At 67.2% G+C, this 21464-nt stretch carries 16 protein-coding genes; 9 read left to right on the forward strand and 7 right to left on the reverse strand.

Annotated features, from left to right (window positions below; genetic code table 11):
* Positions 1 to 63: 63 nt before the first annotated feature.
* The 4 genes from TMO_RS25270 (at position 64) to TMO_RS25285 (ending at position 4076) form a co-directional block, all read left to right on the forward strand.
* Positions 64 to 819: an SDR family NAD(P)-dependent oxidoreductase gene (locus TMO_RS25270; RefSeq protein ID WP_014747894.1), complete on the forward strand. Its 756-nt coding sequence runs from the start codon at positions 64 to 66 to the stop codon at positions 817 to 819.
* Between the two features lie 949 nt (positions 820 to 1768).
* Positions 1769 to 2191 (forward strand): DUF350 domain-containing protein, encoded by a 423-nt coding sequence (locus TMO_RS25275; protein WP_014747896.1) that lies wholly within the window; start codon positions 1769 to 1771, stop codon positions 2189 to 2191.
* Positions 2192 to 2268: 77 nt separating this feature from the next.
* The gene (locus TMO_RS29990) at positions 2269 to 2850 is read left to right on the forward strand and encodes a DUF1190 domain-containing protein (RefSeq protein WP_014747897.1); all 582 of its coding nucleotides are present in this window, start codon (positions 2269 to 2271) and stop codon (positions 2848 to 2850) included.
* 14 nt (positions 2851 to 2864) lie between these two features.
* Positions 2865 to 4076: a glutathionylspermidine synthase family protein gene (locus tag TMO_RS25285; RefSeq protein ID WP_014747898.1), complete on the forward strand. Its 1212-nt coding sequence runs from the start codon at positions 2865 to 2867 to the stop codon at positions 4074 to 4076.
* Between the two features lie 24 nt (positions 4077 to 4100).
* Here the strand turns inward: TMO_RS25285 and TMO_RS25290 are convergent, their stop codons facing one another.
* The 5 genes from TMO_RS25290 to TMO_RS25310 form a co-directional block, all read right to left on the reverse strand.
* Positions 4101 to 4736: a hypothetical protein gene (locus TMO_RS25290; protein ID WP_014747899.1), complete on the reverse strand. Its 636-nt coding sequence runs from the start codon at positions 4734 to 4736 to the stop codon at positions 4101 to 4103.
* A gap of 136 nt (positions 4737 to 4872) precedes the next feature.
* Positions 4873 to 5766, reverse strand: coding sequence for a hypothetical protein (locus TMO_RS25295; protein ID WP_014747900.1), 894 nt, complete (start codon positions 5764 to 5766; stop codon positions 4873 to 4875).
* A 5-nt stretch (positions 5767 to 5771) separates the two neighbouring features.
* A complete protein-coding gene (locus TMO_RS29995; RefSeq protein WP_014747901.1) occupies positions 5772 to 7286 on the reverse strand; it encodes a sensor histidine kinase in 1515 nt (504 codons plus the stop codon).
* A gap of 222 nt (positions 7287 to 7508) precedes the next feature.
* The gene (locus tag TMO_RS25305) at positions 7509 to 11021 is read right to left on the reverse strand and encodes an indolepyruvate ferredoxin oxidoreductase family protein (RefSeq protein ID WP_014747902.1); all 3513 of its coding nucleotides are present in this window, start codon (positions 11019 to 11021) and stop codon (positions 7509 to 7511) included.
* 341 nt (positions 11022 to 11362) lie between these two features.
* Positions 11363 to 11749 (reverse strand): TetR/AcrR family transcriptional regulator C-terminal domain-containing protein, encoded by a 387-nt coding sequence (locus TMO_RS25310; protein WP_014747903.1) that lies wholly within the window; start codon positions 11747 to 11749, stop codon positions 11363 to 11365.
* A 40-nt stretch (positions 11750 to 11789) separates the two neighbouring features.
* On the opposite strand from TMO_RS25310, the gene TMO_RS25315 reads away from it, so the two are divergent.
* Positions 11790 to 12059, forward strand: coding sequence for an oxygenase MpaB family protein (locus TMO_RS25315; RefSeq protein WP_014747904.1), 270 nt, complete (start codon positions 11790 to 11792; stop codon positions 12057 to 12059).
* A complete protein-coding gene (locus TMO_RS25320; RefSeq protein ID WP_014747905.1) occupies positions 12013 to 12480 on the forward strand; it encodes a hypothetical protein in 468 nt (155 codons plus the stop codon). The genes TMO_RS25315 and TMO_RS25320 overlap by 47 nt, the downstream gene beginning before the upstream one ends.
* Before the next feature lie 68 nt (positions 12481 to 12548).
* Here TMO_RS25320 and TMO_RS25325 read toward each other — a convergent pair whose 3' ends face one another.
* Positions 12549 to 14255 carry a sigma-54-dependent transcriptional regulator gene (locus tag TMO_RS25325; RefSeq protein ID WP_041607594.1) on the reverse strand — a complete coding sequence of 569 codons (1707 nt, stop codon included), beginning with the start codon at positions 14253 to 14255 and terminating at the stop codon, positions 12549 to 12551.
* Between the two features lie 264 nt (positions 14256 to 14519).
* On the opposite strand from TMO_RS25325, the gene TMO_RS25330 reads away from it, so the two are divergent.
* The 3 genes from TMO_RS25330 (at position 14520) to TMO_RS25340 (ending at position 18780) form a co-directional block, all read left to right on the forward strand.
* The gene (locus TMO_RS25330) at positions 14520 to 16331 is read left to right on the forward strand and encodes a M3 family oligoendopeptidase (protein WP_014747907.1); all 1812 of its coding nucleotides are present in this window, start codon (positions 14520 to 14522) and stop codon (positions 16329 to 16331) included.
* Positions 16332 to 16385: 54 nt separating this feature from the next.
* Positions 16386 to 17789, forward strand: a complete 1404-nt coding sequence (locus TMO_RS25335; protein ID WP_014747908.1) for an ABC1 kinase family protein — start codon at positions 16386 to 16388, stop codon at positions 17787 to 17789.
* 280 nt (positions 17790 to 18069) lie between these two features.
* Positions 18070 to 18780, forward strand: coding sequence for a hypothetical protein (locus tag TMO_RS25340; RefSeq protein ID WP_014747909.1), 711 nt, complete (start codon positions 18070 to 18072; stop codon positions 18778 to 18780).
* Between the two features lie 27 nt (positions 18781 to 18807).
* Here the strand turns inward: TMO_RS25340 and TMO_RS30000 are convergent, their stop codons facing one another.
* A complete protein-coding gene (locus TMO_RS30000) occupies positions 18808 to 21462 on the reverse strand; it encodes an EAL domain-containing protein (protein ID WP_014747910.1) in 2655 nt (884 codons plus the stop codon).
* Positions 21463 to 21464: the final 2 nt, after the last annotated feature.

The following is a 21464-nucleotide window of genomic DNA, read 5'->3' on the forward strand; positions in this document are numbered from 1 at the left end:
GCCCCATCTGGCGAAAGCCCCCCAGGGTCCGGTTCCGGACGTCGAAACAGCGGCAGGTTTGAGATGCAGGACCAGGAATCGCCCGCCACCCGCAAGACCATGCTGCTGACCGGCGCCAGCCGGGGCATCGGTCATGCCACGGTGAAACTGTTCTACCAGCATGGCTGGCGGGTGCTCACCCTCTCGCGCGCGCCCTTCGATCCCGAATGCCCCTGGCCGGGCGGGCGGGAAAACCACATCCAGGGCGACCTGGCCGACCCCGAGGCCTTCGAGGCGATCGCGGCCGAGGTGCGCCGCCGCCTGGGCGGCGGCGGGCTGAACGCGCTGGTCAACAACGCCGCCATCTCGCCCAAGCGGGCGGGCGGCGCGCGGATGGGCGTGGCCGATACCGACTACGCCACCTGGGCGGCGGTGTTCAACGTCAACCTGTTCTCGGCGGCACTGCTCTCACGCAACCTGCTGCCGGAACTGAAGGCCACCGGCGGCACCATCGTCAACGTCACCTCGATCGCCGGCTCACGCGTGCACCCCTTCGCGGGCGTCGCCTATGCCTGCTCCAAGGCGGCTCTGGCCACGCTGACCCGCGAACAGGCCTTCGATTTCGGCCGCTTCGGTGTGCGGGTAAACGCGATCGCCCCGGGCGAGATCGACACCTCGATCCTCTCCCCCGGCACCGAAGACATCGTCCGCACCCAGATCCCGATGCAGCGCCTGGGCGACCCCAAGGAAGTCGCCCGCACGATCATGTTCCTGTGCTCGCCAGACGCGTCCTATATCAACGGCGCGGAAATCCACATCAATGGCGGGCAGCACGTCTGACGGGCCTGAAACCTGCCGGAAAAACCCGGGCCCTGCCCGGAAAAAGAAGAGGCCGGCGCCCCTGAAGGCCCGGCCTCATGATCTTTGTCCATGAGGGTCCGGTTTCCCGGAACGATCCCCACAGCACATGATCAGAAGTTAGCGATGGGGAGGGCAGATTGCAACCGCCGTTCTCTTGCATGCCTGCAACGCTCTCGTCCATCGAGGCCGCGATATCTCCCGCCCGCCTCGGTCGCTATATGGCTGCCGCACAAGGCGACAGGAATCTGGCACTTCGTCTGTGCGTCTGGAATATCAGCCTCTGCGAGGCGCTCTATATGCCGGTCCAGTTTGCGGAAGTTGCGCTTCGAAACGCCATATGCAGAGCACTTGAAACACGCTACGGAGCAGGGTGGCCGCATAACGGTGCTTTTCTCTGCACCCTTCCTATGCGTCTGTCTGAAGAATTAAACAGAGCCGGCGAGACGGAAAGGCAACTTCACCGCGACCGAACGACACCTGACCACATTATATCGGCGCTGTCATTCGGATTCTGGCTCCACACGCTGACCACGAACTACCGGGGAAGTCTTTGGCCCATTTATTTTCCATCTCCTTCCCGAACAAGCCTCAAAATATCACGCTGAGAGATGTCCATAGACGTGCTGATCGACTACGAATTCTGAGAAACCGGATCGCCCACCACAAACCGATCTTTGACCGTGGCCCTGTGTCCGACTACGACAACATCATCACGCTGATCGAGTGGATCTCGGACGAAACCGCGTGGTTCGTTCGCCAGACCGCCCGCCTCAGCCAGACGATCAATCAACGTCCACAATCATGACCATCCCAGACCTATCGCGCGGGCGGCCCCCTCCCGATTGTCCCACCCCCGCGGCCGCGCTATGGTGCCCCCCGACGGGCCGGCGGTCATGATCCCGCCGGCCGGCCGCAAAAGGACGCGCCGATGCAGCCGACCGATATGTTCTTCGACTACACCCTGGCCGCCCTGCCCGATTATCTGGGCTTCCTCGGCACCATGGCGGTGCTGATCGCCGTCTTCACGGCGATCTATCAGGCGATTACGCCCTATCGCGAGATCCGGCTGATCCGCGCCGGCAACCGGGCGGCGGCCATCTCGCTCTCCGGCACGATCATCGGCCTGGCCATCGCGCTCAACACCGTGGCGGCGGGGGCGGTTTCGATCCTCGACATGGCGCTTTGGGGCGCCATCGCCTGCATCAGCCAGCTGGTGGTCTATCTGATCGTCGCCCGGCTGCTGGGCGATCTGTCGGCCGGTATCGAAGACGACCGCCTCGGCTATGGCATTCTGCTGGGCGGTGTATCGGTCGCAACCGGGCTGGTGAATGCCGGGGCGCTGACCTATTGAACCTGAAGCCCTCGTTTCAGGGCCCGACGATCCCCATCTCTCGCTCATCCTCCCCCAACGCACGAGGTTGCTCCCCGATGCGTCGCTCCCGCGCCGTGACCACCCTGCTCATCGCCGGTACCGCCCTCACCCTCGCCGGTTGTGGCGAAGACACCGAACAGGTGAAGATCTACGGCACCAGCGAGGCCTGCAGCGCCGAGATGACCGCCGCCGACTGCGCCGCCGCCGAGGCCGAGGCCCGCGAGGCGCATATCGCGACCGCGCCACGGTTCGACAGCCTGGCCGCCTGTGAAGAGGATTTCGGCGCCGATGGCTGCCAGCCGGTGCCCCAGCAGCAGGCCTCGTCGGGCGGCAGCTTCTTCATGCCGGCCTTCGCGGGCTTCATGCTCGGCCGGATGATGGGCGGCGGCGGGGGCTTTCACGGCCGCCCGGTTTATGTCGACCGCAACGGCTACATGTACAGCGGTGCCGACCGCTTCGGGCAGACCCGGCGCGAGAACGTGTTCCGCAACGGCCGGCCGACCAACTGGGCGGGCTCGGCCAATGTCGCGCGCAGCACGGTCAGCAACCCGGTGAAGCCTGCGGGTACGGTGTCGCCCGCCCGGCGTTCAGGCGGCTTCGGTTCGACCGGCGCCCGCGGCTATTCCTTCGGCGGCTGACGGAGACATCCCCCATGCGCCGCGTCACCCACCCGCCCCGCCCCGACTGGGCCCGCCGGATGGAAGAGGAGCTGGGCTTCGTCTTCCACTCCCCCGACGGCACGGTCTATTGGGACGAGACCGCCCATTGGGCGTTCACCGAAGACGAGATCGACCGGATCGAGGATGCGGCCGACGCCTTCCATGCGCTCGCCATCCGCGCCGCCGATCGCGCCGTTTCCCAGAACCGTCTGACGGAGCTGGGCATTCCGGGCTATGCGGTGGCGGCGGTGGCCGACAGCTGGCGCCGCTTCCGCGAGGGCGACCCACTGGAAGCCCCGGTCTATGGCCGGCTCGACATCGCCTGGACCGGCGAGGGCGCGCCGGCGCTGCTGGAATACAATGCCGCCACCCCCACCAGCCTTTACGAGACGGCGGTGGTCCAGTGGCACTGGCTGGAAGAGACCCATCCCGAGGCCGACCAGTTCAACCGCCTGCACGAAGCACTGGTCGAGGCCTGGGCCGCGCGCGGGGCCGCCATGGCCGGGCGGCCGATCCACTTCACCGCGGGCGATGTGGCCGAAGACATGGCGACGGCCGGCTATCTGCAGGCGATCGCCACCGAAGCGGGACTCGCCACCAAGCTGGTCGCGATCGGCGACATCGCCTTCGACGAGAGCGACCGCCGCTTCTATGACCCGGACGGCACGCCGATCGAGGCGCTGTTCAGCCTGTACCCGGTCGAATGGATGCTGCGCGAAGACTGGGGCGTGCCCCTGATCGAGGCGGTGGAGACCGGGCGGCTGGTGCTGTTCGAACCGCTGTGGAAGCAGCTCTTCTCCAAGGGCATCCTGGCCTTCATGTACGAACTGGAGCCCGACCATCCCGGGCTGCTGAAGGCGGGGTTCGCCCCCGGCCTGTTCGCCCCGGGCGACCGGGTGGTGGCCAAGCCGCTCGCCGGCCGCGAAGGCGATGGCGTCGAGATCGTGACGCTTGGCCCCGACGGCATGCCGGCGGCCGACAGCGTGGTACGCCAGGCAAGCCCCGGCCCGCGCATCGCCGGCGACGAGGGCTGGGTCTACCAGGCCTTCACGCCGCTCGCCCCCGCCCCGGGCGGCCATGCGGTGGCGGGTGTCTGGATCATCGGCGACAAGGCCGTGGCGATGGGTCTGCGCGAGGATACGGGTGAGATCACCGGGGTCGGCAGCCGCTTCGTGCCGCATCTGTTCACGCCGCGGAACGCGTAGGCCGATCGGGGCCGCCCGGCGGGATCACCCCCGCCCGGCGGCCACCCGCCGCAGCCGGACGTTCCACCAGATGATCGCCGGCACCACCAGCACCGTCGGCACCAGCCAGGTGGCGATCGGGGGCAGGCCGAGGGTCGGGCCGTTGACGACCAGCGCGGCGGTGATGGTGCCGATCAGCGCGCCCATCATGCGCGAAAGGTGACGGGCGATGCGCGGCGGGCCGACGCGGCTCACCTCCATCAGGTCCTGGCAGGCGAGCGCGCCGCCGATCAGGCCGAAGACCGGCATGACGACATTGGCTGCCCCGCCCACCGCACCGGTCAGGCCGGCGACGATCATCACCAGGGCCAGGCCCAGCATCAACCCGGCGATCAGCCGGTCGGCCATGCCCGGCTCCGCCTTGCGACGGCGGGCGGCCCGCCAGCCGGCGGCGAGCAGATAGGCCGAAAACCCGGCAATGGCGAGCAGGAAGGACGAGAAGTTCACCAGCGCCAGCACCACCGAGGCGGCAAGCGATACGGCCATCGACCAGCCGAATACCCGGCCGATCCGTCGGTGGCGGTCATTGCCCTTGCCCGGCAGGACCATCAGGGTCAAGCCGCTCGCCAGCGCCAGGGCGCCCGCCCCCACATGCAGCACCAGAAACGCCGTCGAAATCATGCCTGCCCCGTTGCGATATTTTACCGCCGCCCATCGGGCAGCTGCGGCTTCATCATAATGGTACCGCCGTGCCGATGCTTGTGCGATCGAACACGGTTTGAGTGAGTTCCGTGTAAAATGCCCTCTCCGCCGGTCGTCAGCTGCGACGGCGAAGTTCGGTCGGATCTCCCAAAGCCTGGAGGCGACGGGCGACCTCGGCGCAGTCGTCGTCGATCCGGGCGGGTACGTGGAGCAGTGCCTCCAGATGGGCGTCGTCGAAGCTCTCGACCGGCACGCCCTGAGCGCGGGCGATGCGATGGCTGCGCACCAGCCCGGGCAGATAGGTCTCCAGCGAACGGGCCGAGGTCCGGATGCTCATCAGCGGCGTCTGCACCATGCGCCCGGCGGCCCGGCCGCTTTCGGCGAGCGCCCGTTCGCGCACCGCCCGGGAATTGGCGGCGTTGTAGTTGAAAATCGCGCCGCCCAGCAGGCCGAAGGCCAGGATCGGGGCGTATTCGGCATAGATCGCCACGTCGTGTTCGGGCGGACCGGTGATCAGGGCCATCGCCACCCCAAGCCCGGTGCCGATCAGGAACAGCATGATCAGGCTGAACCAGTCGACCAGCAGCACCAGAAGGAACAGCGCCGTCAGGGTCGACATCTGCCAGATGACCGAACCGCCGTTCATCACCGTCATGAAGGTGAAGAAGAAGGGCAGGCAATAGCCCAGCATCACCAGCCAGACAGCCGGGATCCAGGGCTGCAGCCGCGCCGGCCAGCGTCGGCGGAAAGCAAGCAGCAGACACAGCACCGACCCGGCCAGGCGCAGGCCGAGATTCTCGTAAGCCTGGGGAAAGAGGAAGGTCCAGACCATCCAATAGGCCGGCATCATCACCGCACCGGCGATCGACACCGGCACGAGATTGGGCTCGATATGGCGGAAACCGTTCAGGATGATGCCGCGCAGGCTGCCGGCCGGGACGTCGGTGCCGGGGCGCGCGGCCTCGCCAGCCGGCCTCGGGTCGGATCGGTAGGTGCTGCTGCCCGACATGGTCTTCAGCCCATCACCGTGCTGGGGCCCGTCGGCATGCCGCCCCGGCCCTTGTCACCACGCCCCTTGTCACCGCGTCCCCCGGCGCGCGGATCGGCACCGCCGCTCAGCCGGCCGCCGGCGCCCTGGTCGCTGATCCCCGAATGCGGTCCGCCGCGTCGGCCACTACCCACCACACGCGCCGCCGGCCAGGCGATCTCGGCACGGGTTCCCTCGTTCACCCGGCTGATCAGCTGGAAGCGACCGCCATGCATCTCGATCAGCGACCGAACCAGCGGCAGGCCCAGCCCGGTGCCTGCATAGCGACGGTTGAGCGCACTGTCCACCTGTCCGAAGGCCTCCATCGCCCGGTTGATGTCTTCAGGCGCGATGCCGATGCCGGTATCGACCACCGCGATCGTCAACCCGCCCTCCTCGGCAATCCGCGCCTCTACCGTGACACTGCCGCCGATCGGGGTGAATTTGACCGCGTTCGACAGCAGGTTCAGCAGCACCTGCTTCATCGCCCGCTGGTCGCCGCGCAGCGCCGGCAGGTCGGGTGCCAGCATGTTGACCAGTTTCAGCCCGGCCTTGTCGGCCTGGCCGCGCATCAGATTGGTCGTGGTCCGGACGATGCTCTCCAGCGTGAAGACGCTTTCGTCCAGGTTGTAGGCGCCGGCCTCGATCTTCGACAGGTCCAGAATGTCGTTGACGATGTCGAGCAGGTGGACGCCGCTTTCGTTGATCAGCCGGGCGAATTCCATCTGCTCGTCGATCTGGGCGTCGTTGCGCGGCCGATCGTTCATCAGGATCTCCGAGAAACCGATGATCGCATTCAGCGGCGTGCGCAGTTCATGGCTGGTATTGGCGAGGAAATCGGATTTGGCGATGTTGGCCGCCTGGGCAGCCTGCACCGCATCGGCCAGTTCGATCCGCAGGCGCAGCCCGTCGTCCAGCAACCGTGCCAGATAATGCGCACCCACCGCCAATACGGCTGCCGATGCGGCGATCGCCAGCAGCAGCGGCAGATCCATCCGCCCGGCGATGATCAGCCCGCCGGCAAGTGCCGTTGATGTCACCCCCAGCCAGACCAGAGCCGCCGTCAGATGACAGGACATCATCACCGTGCCGGCCACACCGATCGCGGCGGTGGCGAACAATACCTTGGCCATGTCGATCGAGGCAGCGGCAGGCGCCAGCACCAGCGGCGCCAGCCCCCAGATCACACCGCTGACCGCGATGATCATCAGGATCGGCAGGGCGCGTTGTTCGGGTTCCGTGTCGGCACCGCCATCACGCAGATCACGCTGGATGGCGGCGAAGCGCAGGCCCACCAGACAGTTGACCGCCACCAGCCAGAGCGCGATCTGCTGCTGGGCGGCAGCGGGCCAGATCAGCACCGCCAGGCAGATCGAGACCAGCGGTTCCATAAGGATGCCGATCCGGGCGGCGCGGTAGAGCGCATCGAGCTGCGCGGCGCGCATGCGCGCCGTCACTGTCGCCGCCTGACCCTCCGCTCCACCGTCCCGCCGCAGGTTCATGATGTGCCGATATGCCCTCTATCCCGGCCATTGAAACATGTCCGGCCATTATGGCGGGATTCAGTGCCCTTGGCGATGGAGCGTTGTGAGCAGAGCCGTGGATGCACCTGATGCGTGTATGTCTCACAGGCATATAAAATTAAAACGCATAAAATTCTTTGAAACTGCGAAAATCCCCGGCCCCGACGCAAAGCCGGGACCGGGGACCATCTGTCCGAACCGTCATTCCGCCGCCTGTACCACCGGCCCCGGCCTCTCCCACGCGGCCAACAGGCGCCGTTCCTTCAGGCGAACCCGTTTCAGGTTCTCGTCCTTCACGTGACCGAAGCCCCGAATATCCATCGGCAGCTTCGCGATCTCCACCGCGCGGGCGTGATTTTCGGGCGTCAACCCCGCGACCAGCCGTTCCACCGTGGCACGGTATTCGGCGATCAGCCGCCGCTCGATCCTGCGCTCGGCGGTATGGCCGAAGGGGTCGAAGACGGTGCCGCGCAGCCGCTTCATCCGGGCGAGCAGGCGGAAAGCCCCCATCACCCAGGGACCATAGCTCGATTTGCGCGGCCGGCCCGTGGTCTTGTCGCGCCGGGCGAAAAGCGGCGGAGCCAGGTGGAAGGTCAGCCTGACATCGCCCTCGAACTGCCGCGCCAGCTTGTCGTGGAAGGCGCCGTCGGTGTAAAGCCGCGCCACCTCGTACTCGTCCTTATAGGCCATCAGCTTGAACAGCGACCGCGCCACCGCATCGGTCAGCGCGGTGCTGCGGGGCATCACCCGCATCTCGTGCTGGCGCACACGCTCCACCAGTTCGGCATAGGCGCCGGCATAGCTGGCGTCCTGATAGGCGGTCAGGAAACCGGTCCGCCGGGCCATCACCTCGTGGATCGTTTCCGACAGCCGCTCGCTTTCGGCCACCGGCCGGCTGCGCGCCACCAGATCCCGCACCCGGCGGATATCGTGGGCCGCACGCCGCCCCCAGAGGAAGGCATCCAGGTTGAGCTTCACCGCAACACCGTTCAGCTCGATCGCCTTCAGGATGCTGGCCTCGGCCAGCGGCACCAGCCCGCGCTGCCAGGCATAGCCCAGCAGGAACAGGTTGCTGGCGATGCTGTCGCCCAGCAGGGCCGTCGCGATCGGCCCGGCGTCGATGAAATCCACCCCCCCAGGGCCGGCCGCCCGGCGATAGGCCGCGCGCAGATCCTGGCCGGGGAAAGCCAGGTCCGGATCCTTGACGAAGGCCGCGGTCATCAACTCCTGGTCGTTGATCACCGCCCGGCTGCGCCCGGGATCCAGCAGCCCCAGCGCATCGGGGCGCGCGCCCACCACCAGATCGGCGGCCAGCATCAGATCGGCACCGCCGGTGGTGATGCGGATCGACTTGATGTCTTCAGGGCGCTCTGCGATGCGCAGATGGGTGAAGACCGCCCCGCCCTTCTGGGCCATGCCGGTCATGTCGAGCACGCCGACACCCTTGCCTTCCAGATGGGCGGCAACGCCGATCAGCGCACCGATGGTGACCACACCCGTGCCGCCGACACCGGCGACCAGAATGCCATAGGGCCGCGCCCCCAGCGCCGGCAGCTCCGGATCGGGCAACACCTCGAAGGGGGTGGCATCGGCGGTCTTGGGCGCGGGCTTGCGGATCTTCGCACCAGAGACGGTCACGAAGCTGGGGCAGAAGCCCTGCAGGCACGACAGATCCTTGTTGCAGTTCGACTGGTCGATCTGGCGCTTGCGGCCGAATTCAGTCTCCAGCGGCTGCACCGACACGCAGTTGCTCTTGGCCGAGCAGTCGCCGCAGCCCTCGCAGACCAGATCGTTGATCACCACCCGCCGGTCGGGATCGACCAGGGTGCCGCGCTTGCGACGGCGGCGCTTTTCGGTGGCACAGGTCTGCTGATAGATGATCACCGTGCAGCCCTCGACCTCGCGCAGCATGCGCTGCACGGCGTCGAGTTCGCTGCGGTCATGGACCGTCACGCCCGCCGGCAGGCCGGCGCCACCCTCGTAAGCCGCGGTGTCGTCGGTCACCACCACCAGGCGGCGCACACCTTCCTGAAGCAGTTCATGGGCGATCTGCTGCACGGTCAGCGAACCGTCGATCGGCTGGCCGCCGGTCATGGCGACCGCGTCGTTGAACAGGATCTTGTAGGTGATGTTGACCTTGGCCGCGATCGCGGCGCGGATCGCCAGGGATCCCGAGTGGAAATAGGTGCCGTCGCCCAGATTCTGGAAGACATGGGGCTCGGTGGTGAACGGCGCCTGGCCGATCCAGGATGCCCCTTCGGCGCCCATCTGGGTGAAGGTCTCGGTGCGCGGCATCACCCAGGTCGCCATGTAGTGGCAGCCGATGCCGCCCAGCGCCCGGCTGCCCTCGGGCACCACGGTCGAGCTGTTGTGCGGGCAGCCCGAGCAGAAGGTGGGCTTGCGCTCGATCGCCGCCTTGCCCGAGGACGCGTCCTCCAGCTGGCGCAGATGTGCCACCCGGGCACGGATACGCTCGGCCAGGCCAGGCTCGTCGGGCAGGAAGCGGGCCAGACGGTCGGCCAGGACCTGGGCGATCCGGCTGGGGCGCAGCTCCCCCGCCGAGGGCAGGATCCAGTTGCCGGCCTCGTCGAACTTGCCCACCACCAGCGGCCGGACATCGGCGCGCCAGCCGTAGAGATGCTCCTTGAGCTGCGGCTCAACCACGGCGCGCTTCTCTTCGACGACCAGAACCTCTTCCAGGCCCTCGGCGAAACGGCGGATGCCTTCCGGCTCCAGCGGCCAGGGCATGGCGACCTTGTAGAGCCGGATACCGATCCGGGCGGCCAGGGCCTCGTCGATGCCCAGCTCGTCCAGGGCCTGGCAGACGTCCAGATGGCTCTTGCCGGCGGTGACGATGCCGATGCGGGCGCGCGGCGCGTCCATCACCACCCGGTCCAGCCGGTTGGCGCGGGCGAAGGCCGCGACCGCCGCCAGCCGGTAGCGATGGTGCCGGTATTCCTGATCCATCGGCGCATCGGGCCAGCGGATATGCACGCCATCGGCTGGAAACTCGAACTCCGGCAGCAGAACCCGCACCCGGCCGGCATCGACATCGATCGAGCCCGAGCTGTCGACCGTGTCGGCGATGGTCTTCATCCCCACCCAGGCACCCGAGAAACGCGACAGCGCCCAGCCGATCAGGCCGTAATCCAGGATTTCCTGCACACCCGACGGGTTCAGGATCGGGATCAGACAGTCCATGAAGGTGTATTCGGCCTGATGCGGCAGGGTCGAGGATTTGGCGCCGTGATCATCGCCGGCCAGCAGCAGCACGCCGCCATGGCGCGACGAGCCGGCCATGTTGCCGTGCTTCATCACGTCGCCCGACCGGTCGACGCCGGGGCCCTTGCCGTACCACATGCCGAACACGCCGTCGTATTTCGCCAGCGCCGCATGTTCCGGCCGGGTCAGATTGTCCATATTGGCCTGCTGGCTGCCCCAGACCGAGGTCATCGCCAGATCTTCGTTCACCCCCGGACGGAAGACGACGTGATGCGCCTCCAGATGCTTGCGCGCCTTCCAGAGCTGCTGGTCGAGCGTGCCCAGCGGCGAGCCGCGATAGCCCGAGATGAAGCCGGCAGTGTTCAGCCCGGCGGCCAGGTCGCGCTGGCGCTGCATCAGCGGCAACCGCACCAGGGCCTGGGTTCCGGTCAGAAAGATCCGTCCGCGCTCGACGGTGTACTTATCGTCCTGCGACAATTCGGGCAGCGTCATTTCGGCGTCTCCACACGACATCGTCCCCGCCTGAAGCGGATCCCCGGGTGATGGCCCCGCCTTCGCCGCAATCGATGCGTCGGGCATCGATGCGCCGGGCCGGGCTCGTCTTGTCGATGCTGACCGGCCTCGATGCCGGCAGATCAAATTAGGTCAGCATTAGTGACCTATTTTTCCGGTTATACGATGGATGCAGGTGATGCCGCAACATCCTTGTCCGAGGGGAATAGAGCGCGGATTTTTCAGGGTTTCCCGAAAGAAAATCCCCGACATCCCTCAAAAATCATGCGGAAAATTATCGCGCGACACCTCGTCGGTGCGAGGCGCGACCTGACCCACGATCACAGGCCGGCAGGCCGGTCGGCAGCAGCCCGGGCGCGCCTCAGAACCGCTTCGGCCCCCTCCAGAAAGAGTTCGACGCCGAAGGCCAGCTGCGCAGCGCCATAGGTGTCCACCCCCAGACCGGCGATCCGTTCCAGATTGGGAAATCCGGGCGGTCCGACCTCGGACAGGGCCGTGCGGAGTGAACGGGCACGGGGTCGTTCCGTCTCCCGGCCCGCCTGGACGATGTCGCGCGCATGGCCGAGACAGAGGGTGGCGAGCATGGTCACCATCCGAACGGCGTCTTCGTCCGGAAAACCGGCCGCGTTCAACTGAGCGAACAGCGCCTCGGCCGGTTCCAGCGCCCAGGCGGTCACCGCTTCGTTGAACCAGAGGTATTCGGACAACTCCCCCAGCGATCAGCACCTGATACGGGTCCACGAGAAGGTGGCCGGGGAGGTCATCGATGTCGGCGCGCCCGAGATCGGCGGCTACCGGGCCAATTCCCCGCGCGAATCGATGTGGGCCGCGCTGACCGAGATGCATTCCATGCTCTGGGTCTATGAACGCCTCGGCTTCCGGGGCCTCCGGCTCCCGCGGCGCCTCTCGGCCGAGGAACGGGATCAGTACATTCGCGAGGTCAGCGACTACTGCCGTCTGTTCCCGCACGATGAAGCGGATCTCCCTGCCTCTATGGCAGATCTGCAAGCGCTCTAACAAAAAATATGACCACCTCTTCGGTGTCACGAAGACGCTCAGCATCATTCCGGAAACGGGCGACGACTTCCATGAATTGTGGAAATCGTCGATTCAGAAGAACCATCACCCGTCACAGCGCAAGGTCAAACGCCAGCTCTTCTCCCAGGAAGGCCTGTTCAAGCTCATCGCCATGAGTGCCGTCTCCTCGAAGACACGCCGCAACAGCGGCGTGACGCCGCGCCGGGAAAAGATGATCCTGGCGGCACGCTTCGCGATGATGCCGTTGATCTGGCTGCTCCAGCGCGGCCCGATCGAACGCTATTTTCTGAGGATGATGTGGGGACCGGACGCGGTCGATCTGGTCAGATCCGCGCGCAGGCTGCATGCGGATGCAAAACGGGCACGGAAGCACTCGGCCCGTCAGGCGCGCTACGCCTGACGGGCCGAACGGACGGATGCCGGCGCAGCGGGCGGGCTTTATGCCCGCCCGCGTCTTTTCGTCCCGGCTCAATCGGTGCCGTCGAGACCCAGATCGCGCAGCTTGCGATAGAGGGTGGACCGGCCGATGCCCAGGCGGCGGGCCATCTCGCTCACCCGGCCGCGATACTGGCGCAGCGCCATGCGGATGATATCGGCTTCAATCTCTTCCAGCGGCCGGATATGGCCCGCCTCGTCGAAGGCGCGGATCGGCGCCTCGGCCTCGTCGTCGCGCGGGCGCAGACCGGCTGCCGGCAGCGAGCCCTGGGGGGCCGGCGGCATCGGCGCAGGCATCGGCGCCTGGGCGAAGCCCTGGGGCATCATCGGGGCCGGCTGGCCGCCGCCCGCCGCGACCAGCATCGGGCGTCCCACCGGCATCTGAGTACCGGGCATCGGAGTACCCGGCATGGGCGCAGGCGCCATCTGGCCCCCCGCCTGCGGATAGGCAAGCCCGCCCGGCGTCGGCGCCAGCGACGGCTGGCCGCCGGGCCCGGCATAGACCGGCGGACCGGCGCCGTAATCGCCGGGCAGCGCGGTATCGCCGAAGCCGTTGGCACGATAGGCCGCCTGCTGAACCTGGGGGAAATGCTCCACATCCAGGATGTCGACATCCGACAGCACGACCGCACGGAAGATCGCATTCTCCAGCTGGCGGACATTGCCCGGCCAGTGATAGGTGGTCAGCAGCCGCTCCGCCGCCTCGGTCAGGCCGCGGATCCGCTTGCCCTCTGCCGCCTCGAAGCGCTGGATGAAATGGCGAGCCAGAACCAGGATGTCGTCGCGCCGGTCGCGCAGCGGCGGCACATAGATCGGAAAGACGTTGAGGCGATAATAAAGGTCGTCGCGGAACTGGCCGGTCTGGACCAGATCCCACAGATTGCGGTTGGTGGCCGAAATCAGCCGGATATCGATCGGCACCGGCTGCTTGGAGCCGACGGGGTCGATTTCACCCGCCTGCAGGGCGCGCAGCAGCTTGACCTGCAGATCCGGGCGCAACTCGCCGATTTCGTCCAGAAACAGGGTGCCGCCCGAGGCCTCCTGGAACTTGCCGATATGGCGCTCGCTCGCCCCGGTAAACGCCCCCTTCTCGTGGCCGAACAACAGAGTTTCGACCAGATTTTCGGGGATCGCGCCGCAATTGACCGTCACCAGCGGCCCGTGGGCGCGGTCGCTGCGGGCATGGATCGCCCTGGCGATCAGCTCCTTGCCGACACCGCTCTCACCCTCGATCAGGATCGGGATGGTCGAATTGGCCGCCCGCGCCACCAGGCCCAGCACGGCGCGGATCGCCCGACTGTCGCCCAGAATATCGGTCACCGGCATCGGCCGGCCGCGCCGCGGCGCCACGCCGTCCAGATCGTCGGCGACGCCGGGACGCAGCGCCTGACGGATCGCGATCTGCAGCCGGTCGGCCGAGACCGGCTTGACCATGAAATCCGTCGCACCGGCCCGCATCGCCTGTACCGCCACATCAATGCCGCCATGGGCGGTGAAAACCAGAATCGGCAGATGCGGCCGGGTGGGCCGCACCTGGTTCAGCACGTCGATGCCCGACAGCCCCGGCATGGTGAGGTCGAGCAGTACCGCATCCACCCGCTCGCGCCCCGGCATCAGCAGGCGCACCGCCTCCTCGCCGCTGCCCACCGGCCGGGGCCGATAGCCGAAACGGCCGATCGTCGCCTCCAGCAGCCGGCGCTGAGCGGGGTCGTCATCGACGATCAGGATGGTGGGTGTCATATGATGGATGCGCCGTTCCGATGCCGTGGACGGGCGGCCGGAAACCCGGCCGGCCGCGAGAGACTGCATATTTAATCAGATAAGCGTATCACGTCCATTTACCAAGTTGGCCAACGCCAACGGCGCGATGGGCTGATGGCTGGGGTTGACCTGTGACGGTTCATTGAAATCACTGGCGCATGTCCGTTCGGGTTGGTCGGCTCCGCCCGCCGGCCTATATTGTGTCCACCACGACGACACGGTTCCTTGAGGAGCAGCCTTCCCATGCCCGACGGCCACGAGCCCCTTCGCCCCGAGATCGGCGATCTGCCCCGCTGGCGCCTCGACGATCTTTATGCGGCCCCGGACGATCCGGCGATCGATGCCGATGTCGCCACGGCACGTGCGGATGCGGAGGCCTTCGCCACGGCCCATGAAGGCCGTCTTGCCGAGCTTGCCCCCACGGCCCTGGCCGATGCGATCGAAACCTATGAACGCATCGAAGAGGCGATGGGCCGGATCGGCTCCTATATCGGGCTGATGCACGTCACCCGCCTGGACCAGGCCGAGGCCGGGCGCCGCTATCAGACGGTGTCGGAACAGCTGACCGAGATTTCGAGCCGGCTGCTGTTCTTCGTGCTGGAGTTCAACCGGCTGGACGATGCAGCACTTGCCGCCGCCTACGAGGCCGAGCCGCGGCTTGCCCGCTACCGCCCCTGGATCGAGCGGCAGCGCGCCTTCCGGCCGCACCAGTTGGAAGACCGGCTGGAAAAGCTGCTCCTGGAGAAGTCGGTCTCGGGCCGCGCGGCCTGGGTGCGGCTGTTCGATGAAAGCTGGGCCTCGGCGCGCTTCACCATCGACGGCGAAGAACTGACCTCGGACGCCGTGCTCTCGCGCCTGGGCGATCGCGACCCCGAGCGCCGGCGCAAGGCCGCGGCCGCCTTCTCCGAAGGTCTGGGCCAGCGCATCCCGATGCTGACGCTGATCTACAACACCGTGGTCAAGGACAAGGAGACCGAGGATCGGTGGCGCGGCTTCGCCCGGCCGATCTCGTCGCGCAACCTGTCCAACCAGGTCGAAGACGAGGTGGTGGATGCGCTGATCAAGGCGGTGCGAGAGGCCTATCCGCGGATCTCGCACCGCTATTATGCGCTGAAGGCCCGGCTGCTCGGCATGGAGAAGCTGAACTACTGGGACCGCAACGCCGCCTATCCCCAGGATGCCGATGCCGCGATCCACTGGGACCGGGCGCGCGAGATCGTGCTCGACGCCTTCGGTCGCTTCATGCCCGAAATGGCCGAGATTGCCGGCCGGTTCTTCACCGAGAACTGGATCGACGCGCCGGTCGCCCATGGCAAGGCCGGCGGCGCCTTCTCGCATCCGACCGTGCCGGGCGCCCATCCTTATGTGCTGATGAACTATCAGGGCAAGGCGCGCGACGTGATGACGCTCGCCCACGAACTGGGCCATGGCGTGCATCAGACGCTGGCGGCGCATCAGGGCCTGTTCCTGTCGGAAACCCCGCTGACGCTGGCCGAGACCGCCTCGGTCTTCGGCGAAATGCTGACCTTCCGCGCCCTGCTGGATGCCGAGACCGACCCGACCCGCCGCCGGCTGATGCTGGCCTCGAAGATCGAGGACATCATCAACACCGTGGTGCGCCAGGTGGCCTTCGCCAGTTTCGAGATGAAGGTCCACGACGCGCGCCGGTCGGGCGAGCTGACACCCGAAGATCTGGGCCGGATGTGGTTCGAGGTTCAGACCGAAAGCCTGGGCCCGGCCTTCGATTTCTCGGAAGATTATCGGAACTGGTGGGCCTATATCCCCCACTTCTTCCACACGCCCTTCTATGTCTATGCCTATGCCTTCGGCGAATGCCTGGTGCACGCGCTTTACGCCGTGCACGAACAGGGCGATCCGGATTTCGTCGCCAAGTATCGCACCCTGCTCGCCACCGGCGGGGCCAAGGATCATCGCGAACTGCTGGCGCCCTTCGGCCTGGATGCCGGCGATCCGGCGTTCTGGAGCCGTGGCCTTCAGCTGATCGAGGGCTATATCGACCGTCTGGAAGCGGAAGTCGCGGCGGCGGGTCTCTGAGGGCCCGGCTGCCGGGCCTCCGGCGCCGCCTGCCCGGAAGGAGCCTCCTCCCCCATGACCACGCCCACCTCTCATGACGATACCGCCACCCCCGGTGGGGTGGCGGGAACGTCCGACGAAGACGATCGCCTGGGCGGTCGGATCCGGCGCTATGCCCGGGTCGGCACCGGTGTCGGCGGCCTGGCCGCCCGGCTGGCGGGCGAGCGCCTGTTCGGCCTGCCGCTGGATCGCGGTCGCCATGCCGAGGATCTGCGCGCAGCCCTGGGCGGGCTGAAGGGGCCGCTGATGAAGGCGGCCCAGATCCTGTCCACCATTCCCGACGCGCTGCCACGCGAATATGCCGAAGAACTGGCCCAGCTTCAGGCCGATGCGCCCTCGATGGGCTGGCTGTTCGTCAAGCGGCGCATGGCGACCGAACTCGGGCCCGACTGGCGCAGCCGGTTCGGCAGCTTCGAACGCGAGGCCGTGGCCGCCGCCTCTCTGGGGCAGGTCCACAAGGCCACCACCCATGACGGCCGGGCGCTTGCCTGCAAGCTGCAATATCCCGACATGGCCTCCGCGGTGGAGGCGGATCTGCGTCAGTTGAAGCTGATCTTCGGCATCTACCGCCGCTATGACCGGGCGATCAACCCCGACCAGATCCATGCCGAACTGTCGGCGCGGCTCAGGGAAGAGCTGGATTACGGCCGCGAGGGCCGGCAGATGCGGCTCTATGCCCATATGCTGCGGGGCGAACCCGATGTGCATGTGCCCGACTGGCTGCCGGAGCTGTCGACGAAGCGGCTGCTGACCATGACCTGGCTCGACGGCGCCCGGCTGATGTCGTTCCGCGACGCAGATCAGACGGTGCGCGACCGGATCGCCATGAACATGTTCCGGGCCTGGTACGTGCCCTTCTACGAGTACGGCGTGATCCATGGCGACCCGCATCTGGGCAACTACGCCGTCCGCCCCGAGGATCACGGGATCAACCTGCTCGATTTCGGCTGCATCCGTGTATTCCGGCCAGGCTTCGTGAAGGGGGTGATCGACCTCTATCACGCGCTCGACCGCAAGGACGACGAGCTGGCGGTGGAAGCCTACCGCGCCTGGGGTTTCGAGAAGATCGACAAGACCCTGCTCGAGGTGCTGAACACCTGGGCCGGTTTCCTCTACCGGCCGCTGCTGGAAGACCGGGTGCAGCGGATTCAGGAAGAAAGCAGCGGCCAGTACGGCCGCGCGGTGGCCGAGAAGGTCCATGCCGAACTGAAGCGGTTGGGCGGCGTTACCCCGCCGCGCGAATTCGTGCTGATGGACCGGGCCGCGATCGGGCTGGGATCGGTCTTCCTGCATCTGAAGGCCGAAATCAACTGGCACCGGATGTTCCGCGATCTGATCGACGATTTCGATGTCAACACCCTGACCAGCCGTCAGGAGGCAGCACTGGCGGCGGTGGATCTGGACCGTCCGGCCGATTGACGTCCGGTGCCTGATCATTGGCCGGTTCCGCAGGGGCCGCCGCGGAACCGGCCACCTCATGTCATTTTCGTGGCAGGCGCCCCATATCGTGGCCCCCGCCGTGACATTATGCGGAGTCGCAGCGGAATCAGATGGTTACCTCGGTTACATAAAAAGCCGTCAAAATCCTTGATATAAAAATCATGGTTAACAGATGGTTTACGCTTGCCCAGTGTTCCGGGGGCCCCATATGACCCCTCATGACGGCGGGGCAAAGACGGGACATCGGGAGGGGCAAACCATGGTTGTCGACGGACTATTGGCCACCGAGGCCGCCGCGGCCGCGGCGGCGGTGCTCGCCGCCTTCAGACTTGCTCTTTTGCCGCACGAGGATGCACGTATCCGGCCGATGAGCCGGATTTTCGGCGTGCTGATGGGCATCTCGATCCTGGCCGGGCTGGGGCTTGCGATCGTGCAGCCCTCGGTTCTGCTGCTGATCGTCACCCTGCTTGCCATCTATACCCTGATCGCCGGCTGGCGGGCCACCACCCGACAGACCGCCGAGCCGTCCACCGCCGACCGGATGATGTCGGGCGTGGTGATCGGCACCGGCCTTCTGACCGTGATGGCCGGGCTGACCGGCATGATCGGCCGCGAGGTCGACCCGGCGCTGGCGGCGGTGATGCCGGTTGCAGCCAACGTCGCCCTGCCGGTTCTGGGCCTGGTCGGCGCCTTCCTGGCGGTTCAGGACGTTCTGGAAGAACCGGGCCGGGTGCGGGTCGGCCGGCATATGGTGCGCATGCTTGGCGCGCTGGCCGCCACCGTCACGCTCGCCCTGGTGCTGCACCGCCCCTTCGCCAGCCTGGGTGGCGGCATGATCGCCGATGGCGCCCATTGGATGGTGCCGGCGGCCGTCACCCTGCCGATGATCACCATGTGGACGCTGAGGCTGCGCCGTGCCGTGGCCGCCATGGCGGCCAGGCGTCGCACGCCGCAGGAAGCGGTGAACTGAGACGCCGTGAGCCCGTGAGGGCGCCCGTCAGCCGGGCTGGGGCGCCTGATCACCGGGGACGGTTCTGACCCGTGTCAGGTCGGCGGCTGCCGCCTGTTCGCGCGCAGCTGCCATGCGATGCCCCGCCCAGCGTTCAAAATCCGCGGCATCCATCGGCCGGGCGATGGCATAGCCCTGGGCGACATCGCAGCCCCAGCTGCCCAGCAGCGTCAGGATTTCCTCGCTCTCCACCCCCTCGGCCACCACCGAGAGCCCCAGATTGTGGCTCATGCCGATGGTCGAGCGCACGATCACCGCATCCTCGCTCGCCGCCGAGAGATCGCGGATGAAGGACTGATCGATCTTCAGTTCCTGCACCGGCAGCCGCTTCAGATGGGCGAGCGAGGAATAGCCGGTGCCGAAATCATCCACCGAGATCGTCACGCCGCTCCGTCTCAGCCCTTCCAGCACCGCACGCGACCGGTCGGGGTCGGTCATGATCGCACTCTCCGTCACCTCCAGCGTCAGCCGCCCGCCCTCGATCCCCTCGGCCTCCAGGCTGCGGCCGACGAAGCCCACGAGATCCGGATCATCCAGATCCAGGGCCGAGATGTTGACCGACAGCCCGATATCGAGCCCGGCCAGCCGCCAGCTGCGCATCCGGCGCACCGCCTCTCTGATCACCCAGCGGGTCACCCCCCGGGTGGCACCGCTCTGCTCGGCGAGCGGGATGAATTCGGCCGGCGAAATCATGCCATAGGTGGGATGCTGCCAGCGGATCAGCGCTTCCGCCGCCACCAGCCGGCCGGTGGCGACATGGATCTTGGGCTGATAGAGCAGCCGGAACTCGCCATGTTCCGCCGCATGGCGCAGGTCGCGGATGAGGGCGATCCGGCGGCGATGGTCGTCGTCGCGCCCGGCCTGGTAGAGCTGGATCCGCCGCGGCAGGCGCGCTGCATCCTGCATGGCGATCGCCGCCCGCCGCAGCAGATCCTCGGCCGTGCGCGCGTCGTCGGGATGGATCACGATCCCCACCCGGCAGGCGATCGACATATCGGTGCCGCCCACCTGCTGGGGCACCGCGAACAGCCGCTGGATGCGATCGGCCGCGATCATGGCGCGCGCCTGGTCGGTCCCGGGCATCAGCACCAGGAATTCATCGGCCAGCAGGCGTGCTGCGATTTCCCCCGGCGCCAGGGTCGTCTCCAGCCGCCGGCCCAGCTGGCGCAGCACGGCATCGCCGCCGGCATGGCCGATCGCCTCGTTCACCGCACCGAAATCGCTGAGACCCAGATGCAGCACCGCCACCGGCTGGCCGCGCTCCACCGCCGCTTCCAGCCAGTCTTCGGCCGCCCGGCGGTTCAGAAGACCGGTCAGTTCGTCATGGCGCGCCTTGTGGCTGGCTTCGCGCTCGATCTCCGCCATGTGCAGCCGGGCAGCTTCTTCCCGGCGTTCGGCGGCGAAGCGGCGCTCCCGTTGCTGGTTCATGGAATCGGCCAGACCGAAGGCCAGCAGCATCACCTCGATCGACGAGCCCACGATCAGCGGCCAGATCCGGAAACCGCTGGCCGGCAGCAACTCGCTCAGCTCCAGATAGTGCAGGGCCACGGCGACGATCAGGGCGAAGAAGGCCGGCACCGTGAAGCGGGCCTCGCGCACGCCCTTGAACAGCAGATGGACGTTCAGCAGATAGACCACCACCACCAGCAGCAGGCCGATCAGGCTGAACGCCACCGCCAGCACATACTGTCCGAAGGCCAGCGGCACCAGCCCCGACAGGGCTGCGATCATCAACAGGCTGACCGCCCGTCGGGTGATCACCGACACATGGCGATGCAGCCGGACATAGCGCACCACGAACAGGCTGCCGGTCACGAAGGCCAGGATGATCGATCCGGCGGTCATGGCGTTGCCGAAGGCCGGCAGATCCGGCCAGACATACTGAAAACCATAGCCGCGATAGCTGGCGCTGCCGGCCAGCACCGCCAGCAGATGCAGGACATAGAGGCCGACCGGCCCCTGCCGGGTGGCCAGAAAGACCAGAAGATTGAACGAGGCCAGGGCCGCGAGCCCGCCATGGAACATCGACAGCAGCAGGCTTTCGCGCCCTGAGGCGGTGAAGAAGCCGGTATAGTCATAGAGCCTGAACGGCATCATCGCGAACAGGCCGTCATGGGTATCGAAGCGCAGATAGACCGTCACGCTCGCATCCGGCGGCAGATGATAGGGCAATGCCAGATCGCGATAGGGCATGAGCCGGCTGTCGAAGGGCCGCCGGTCGCCGCTTTGGTTGGCCAGCAGCACCCGGCCGTCGGGGTCGGTGACGTACCAGTCCACATAATCCTGCTGCGACGTGCCCAGATCGAGCACCACCCGCGCCGTGCGGGCCGAGGGGTTGGTCAGCGTCACCCGGGCCCACCAGGCCATGTCGGGGGCATAGCCGAAGCGCAGAACCCGGTTCGGCGTAGCCGTCCAGCCGGTGGCCCGGCGCGCCGCCTCGAGATCCATGCCGCCGCCTGGGTCGGGCAGGAGGCGGGTATAGGGCGCCAGGTCGACCCCGGCCCCGATGCCTTCGGTCATCACCGCCGGTGCCTCTGCGGCAATCGCGGCCCGCACCGCGCCGCCCCCCGCCATCAGGGATGCCAGAAACAGCATCCCGATCAGGGCGAGGCACAGGCGGCAGCGGACCGATCCCGGAGGCATGG

The organism is Tistrella mobilis KA081020-065 (genome assembly GCF_000264455.2).
GTDB classification, from domain to species: Bacteria; Pseudomonadota; Alphaproteobacteria; order Tistrellales; family Tistrellaceae; genus Tistrella; species Tistrella mobilis.

Coding starts and splice junctions, on each gene's coding strand:
- TMO_RS25270 (WP_014747894.1), top strand. CDS start 64: ATGCAGGACCAGGAATCGCCCGCCACCCGCAAGACCATGCTGCTGACC.
- TMO_RS25275 (WP_014747896.1), top strand. CDS start 1,769: ATGCAGCCGACCGATATGTTCTTCGACTACACCCTGGCCGCCCTGCCC.
- TMO_RS29990 (WP_014747897.1), top strand. CDS start 2,269: ATGCGTCGCTCCCGCGCCGTGACCACCCTGCTCATCGCCGGTACCGCC.
- TMO_RS25285 (WP_014747898.1), top strand. CDS start 2,865: ATGCGCCGCGTCACCCACCCGCCCCGCCCCGACTGGGCCCGCCGGATG.
- TMO_RS25290 (WP_014747899.1), bottom strand. CDS start 4,736: ATGATTTCGACGGCGTTTCTGGTGCTGCATGTGGGGGCGGGCGCCCTG.
- TMO_RS25295 (WP_014747900.1), bottom strand. CDS start 5,766: ATGTCGGGCAGCAGCACCTACCGATCCGACCCGAGGCCGGCTGGCGAG.
- TMO_RS29995 (WP_014747901.1), bottom strand. CDS start 7,286: ATGAACCTGCGGCGGGACGGTGGAGCGGAGGGTCAGGCGGCGACAGTG.
- TMO_RS25305 (WP_014747902.1), bottom strand. CDS start 11,021: ATGACGCTGCCCGAATTGTCGCAGGACGATAAGTACACCGTCGAGCGC.
- TMO_RS25320 (WP_014747905.1), top strand. CDS start 12,013: ATGAAGCGGATCTCCCTGCCTCTATGGCAGATCTGCAAGCGCTCTAAC.
- TMO_RS25325 (WP_041607594.1), bottom strand. CDS start 14,255: ATGACACCCACCATCCTGATCGTCGATGACGACCCCGCTCAGCGCCGG.
- TMO_RS25330 (WP_014747907.1), top strand. CDS start 14,520: ATGCCCGACGGCCACGAGCCCCTTCGCCCCGAGATCGGCGATCTGCCC.
- TMO_RS25335 (WP_014747908.1), top strand. CDS start 16,386: ATGACCACGCCCACCTCTCATGACGATACCGCCACCCCCGGTGGGGTG.
- TMO_RS25340 (WP_014747909.1), top strand. CDS start 18,070: ATGGTTGTCGACGGACTATTGGCCACCGAGGCCGCCGCGGCCGCGGCG.
- TMO_RS30000 (WP_014747910.1), bottom strand. CDS start 21,462: ATGCCTCCGGGATCGGTCCGCTGCCGCCTGTGCCTCGCCCTGATCGGG.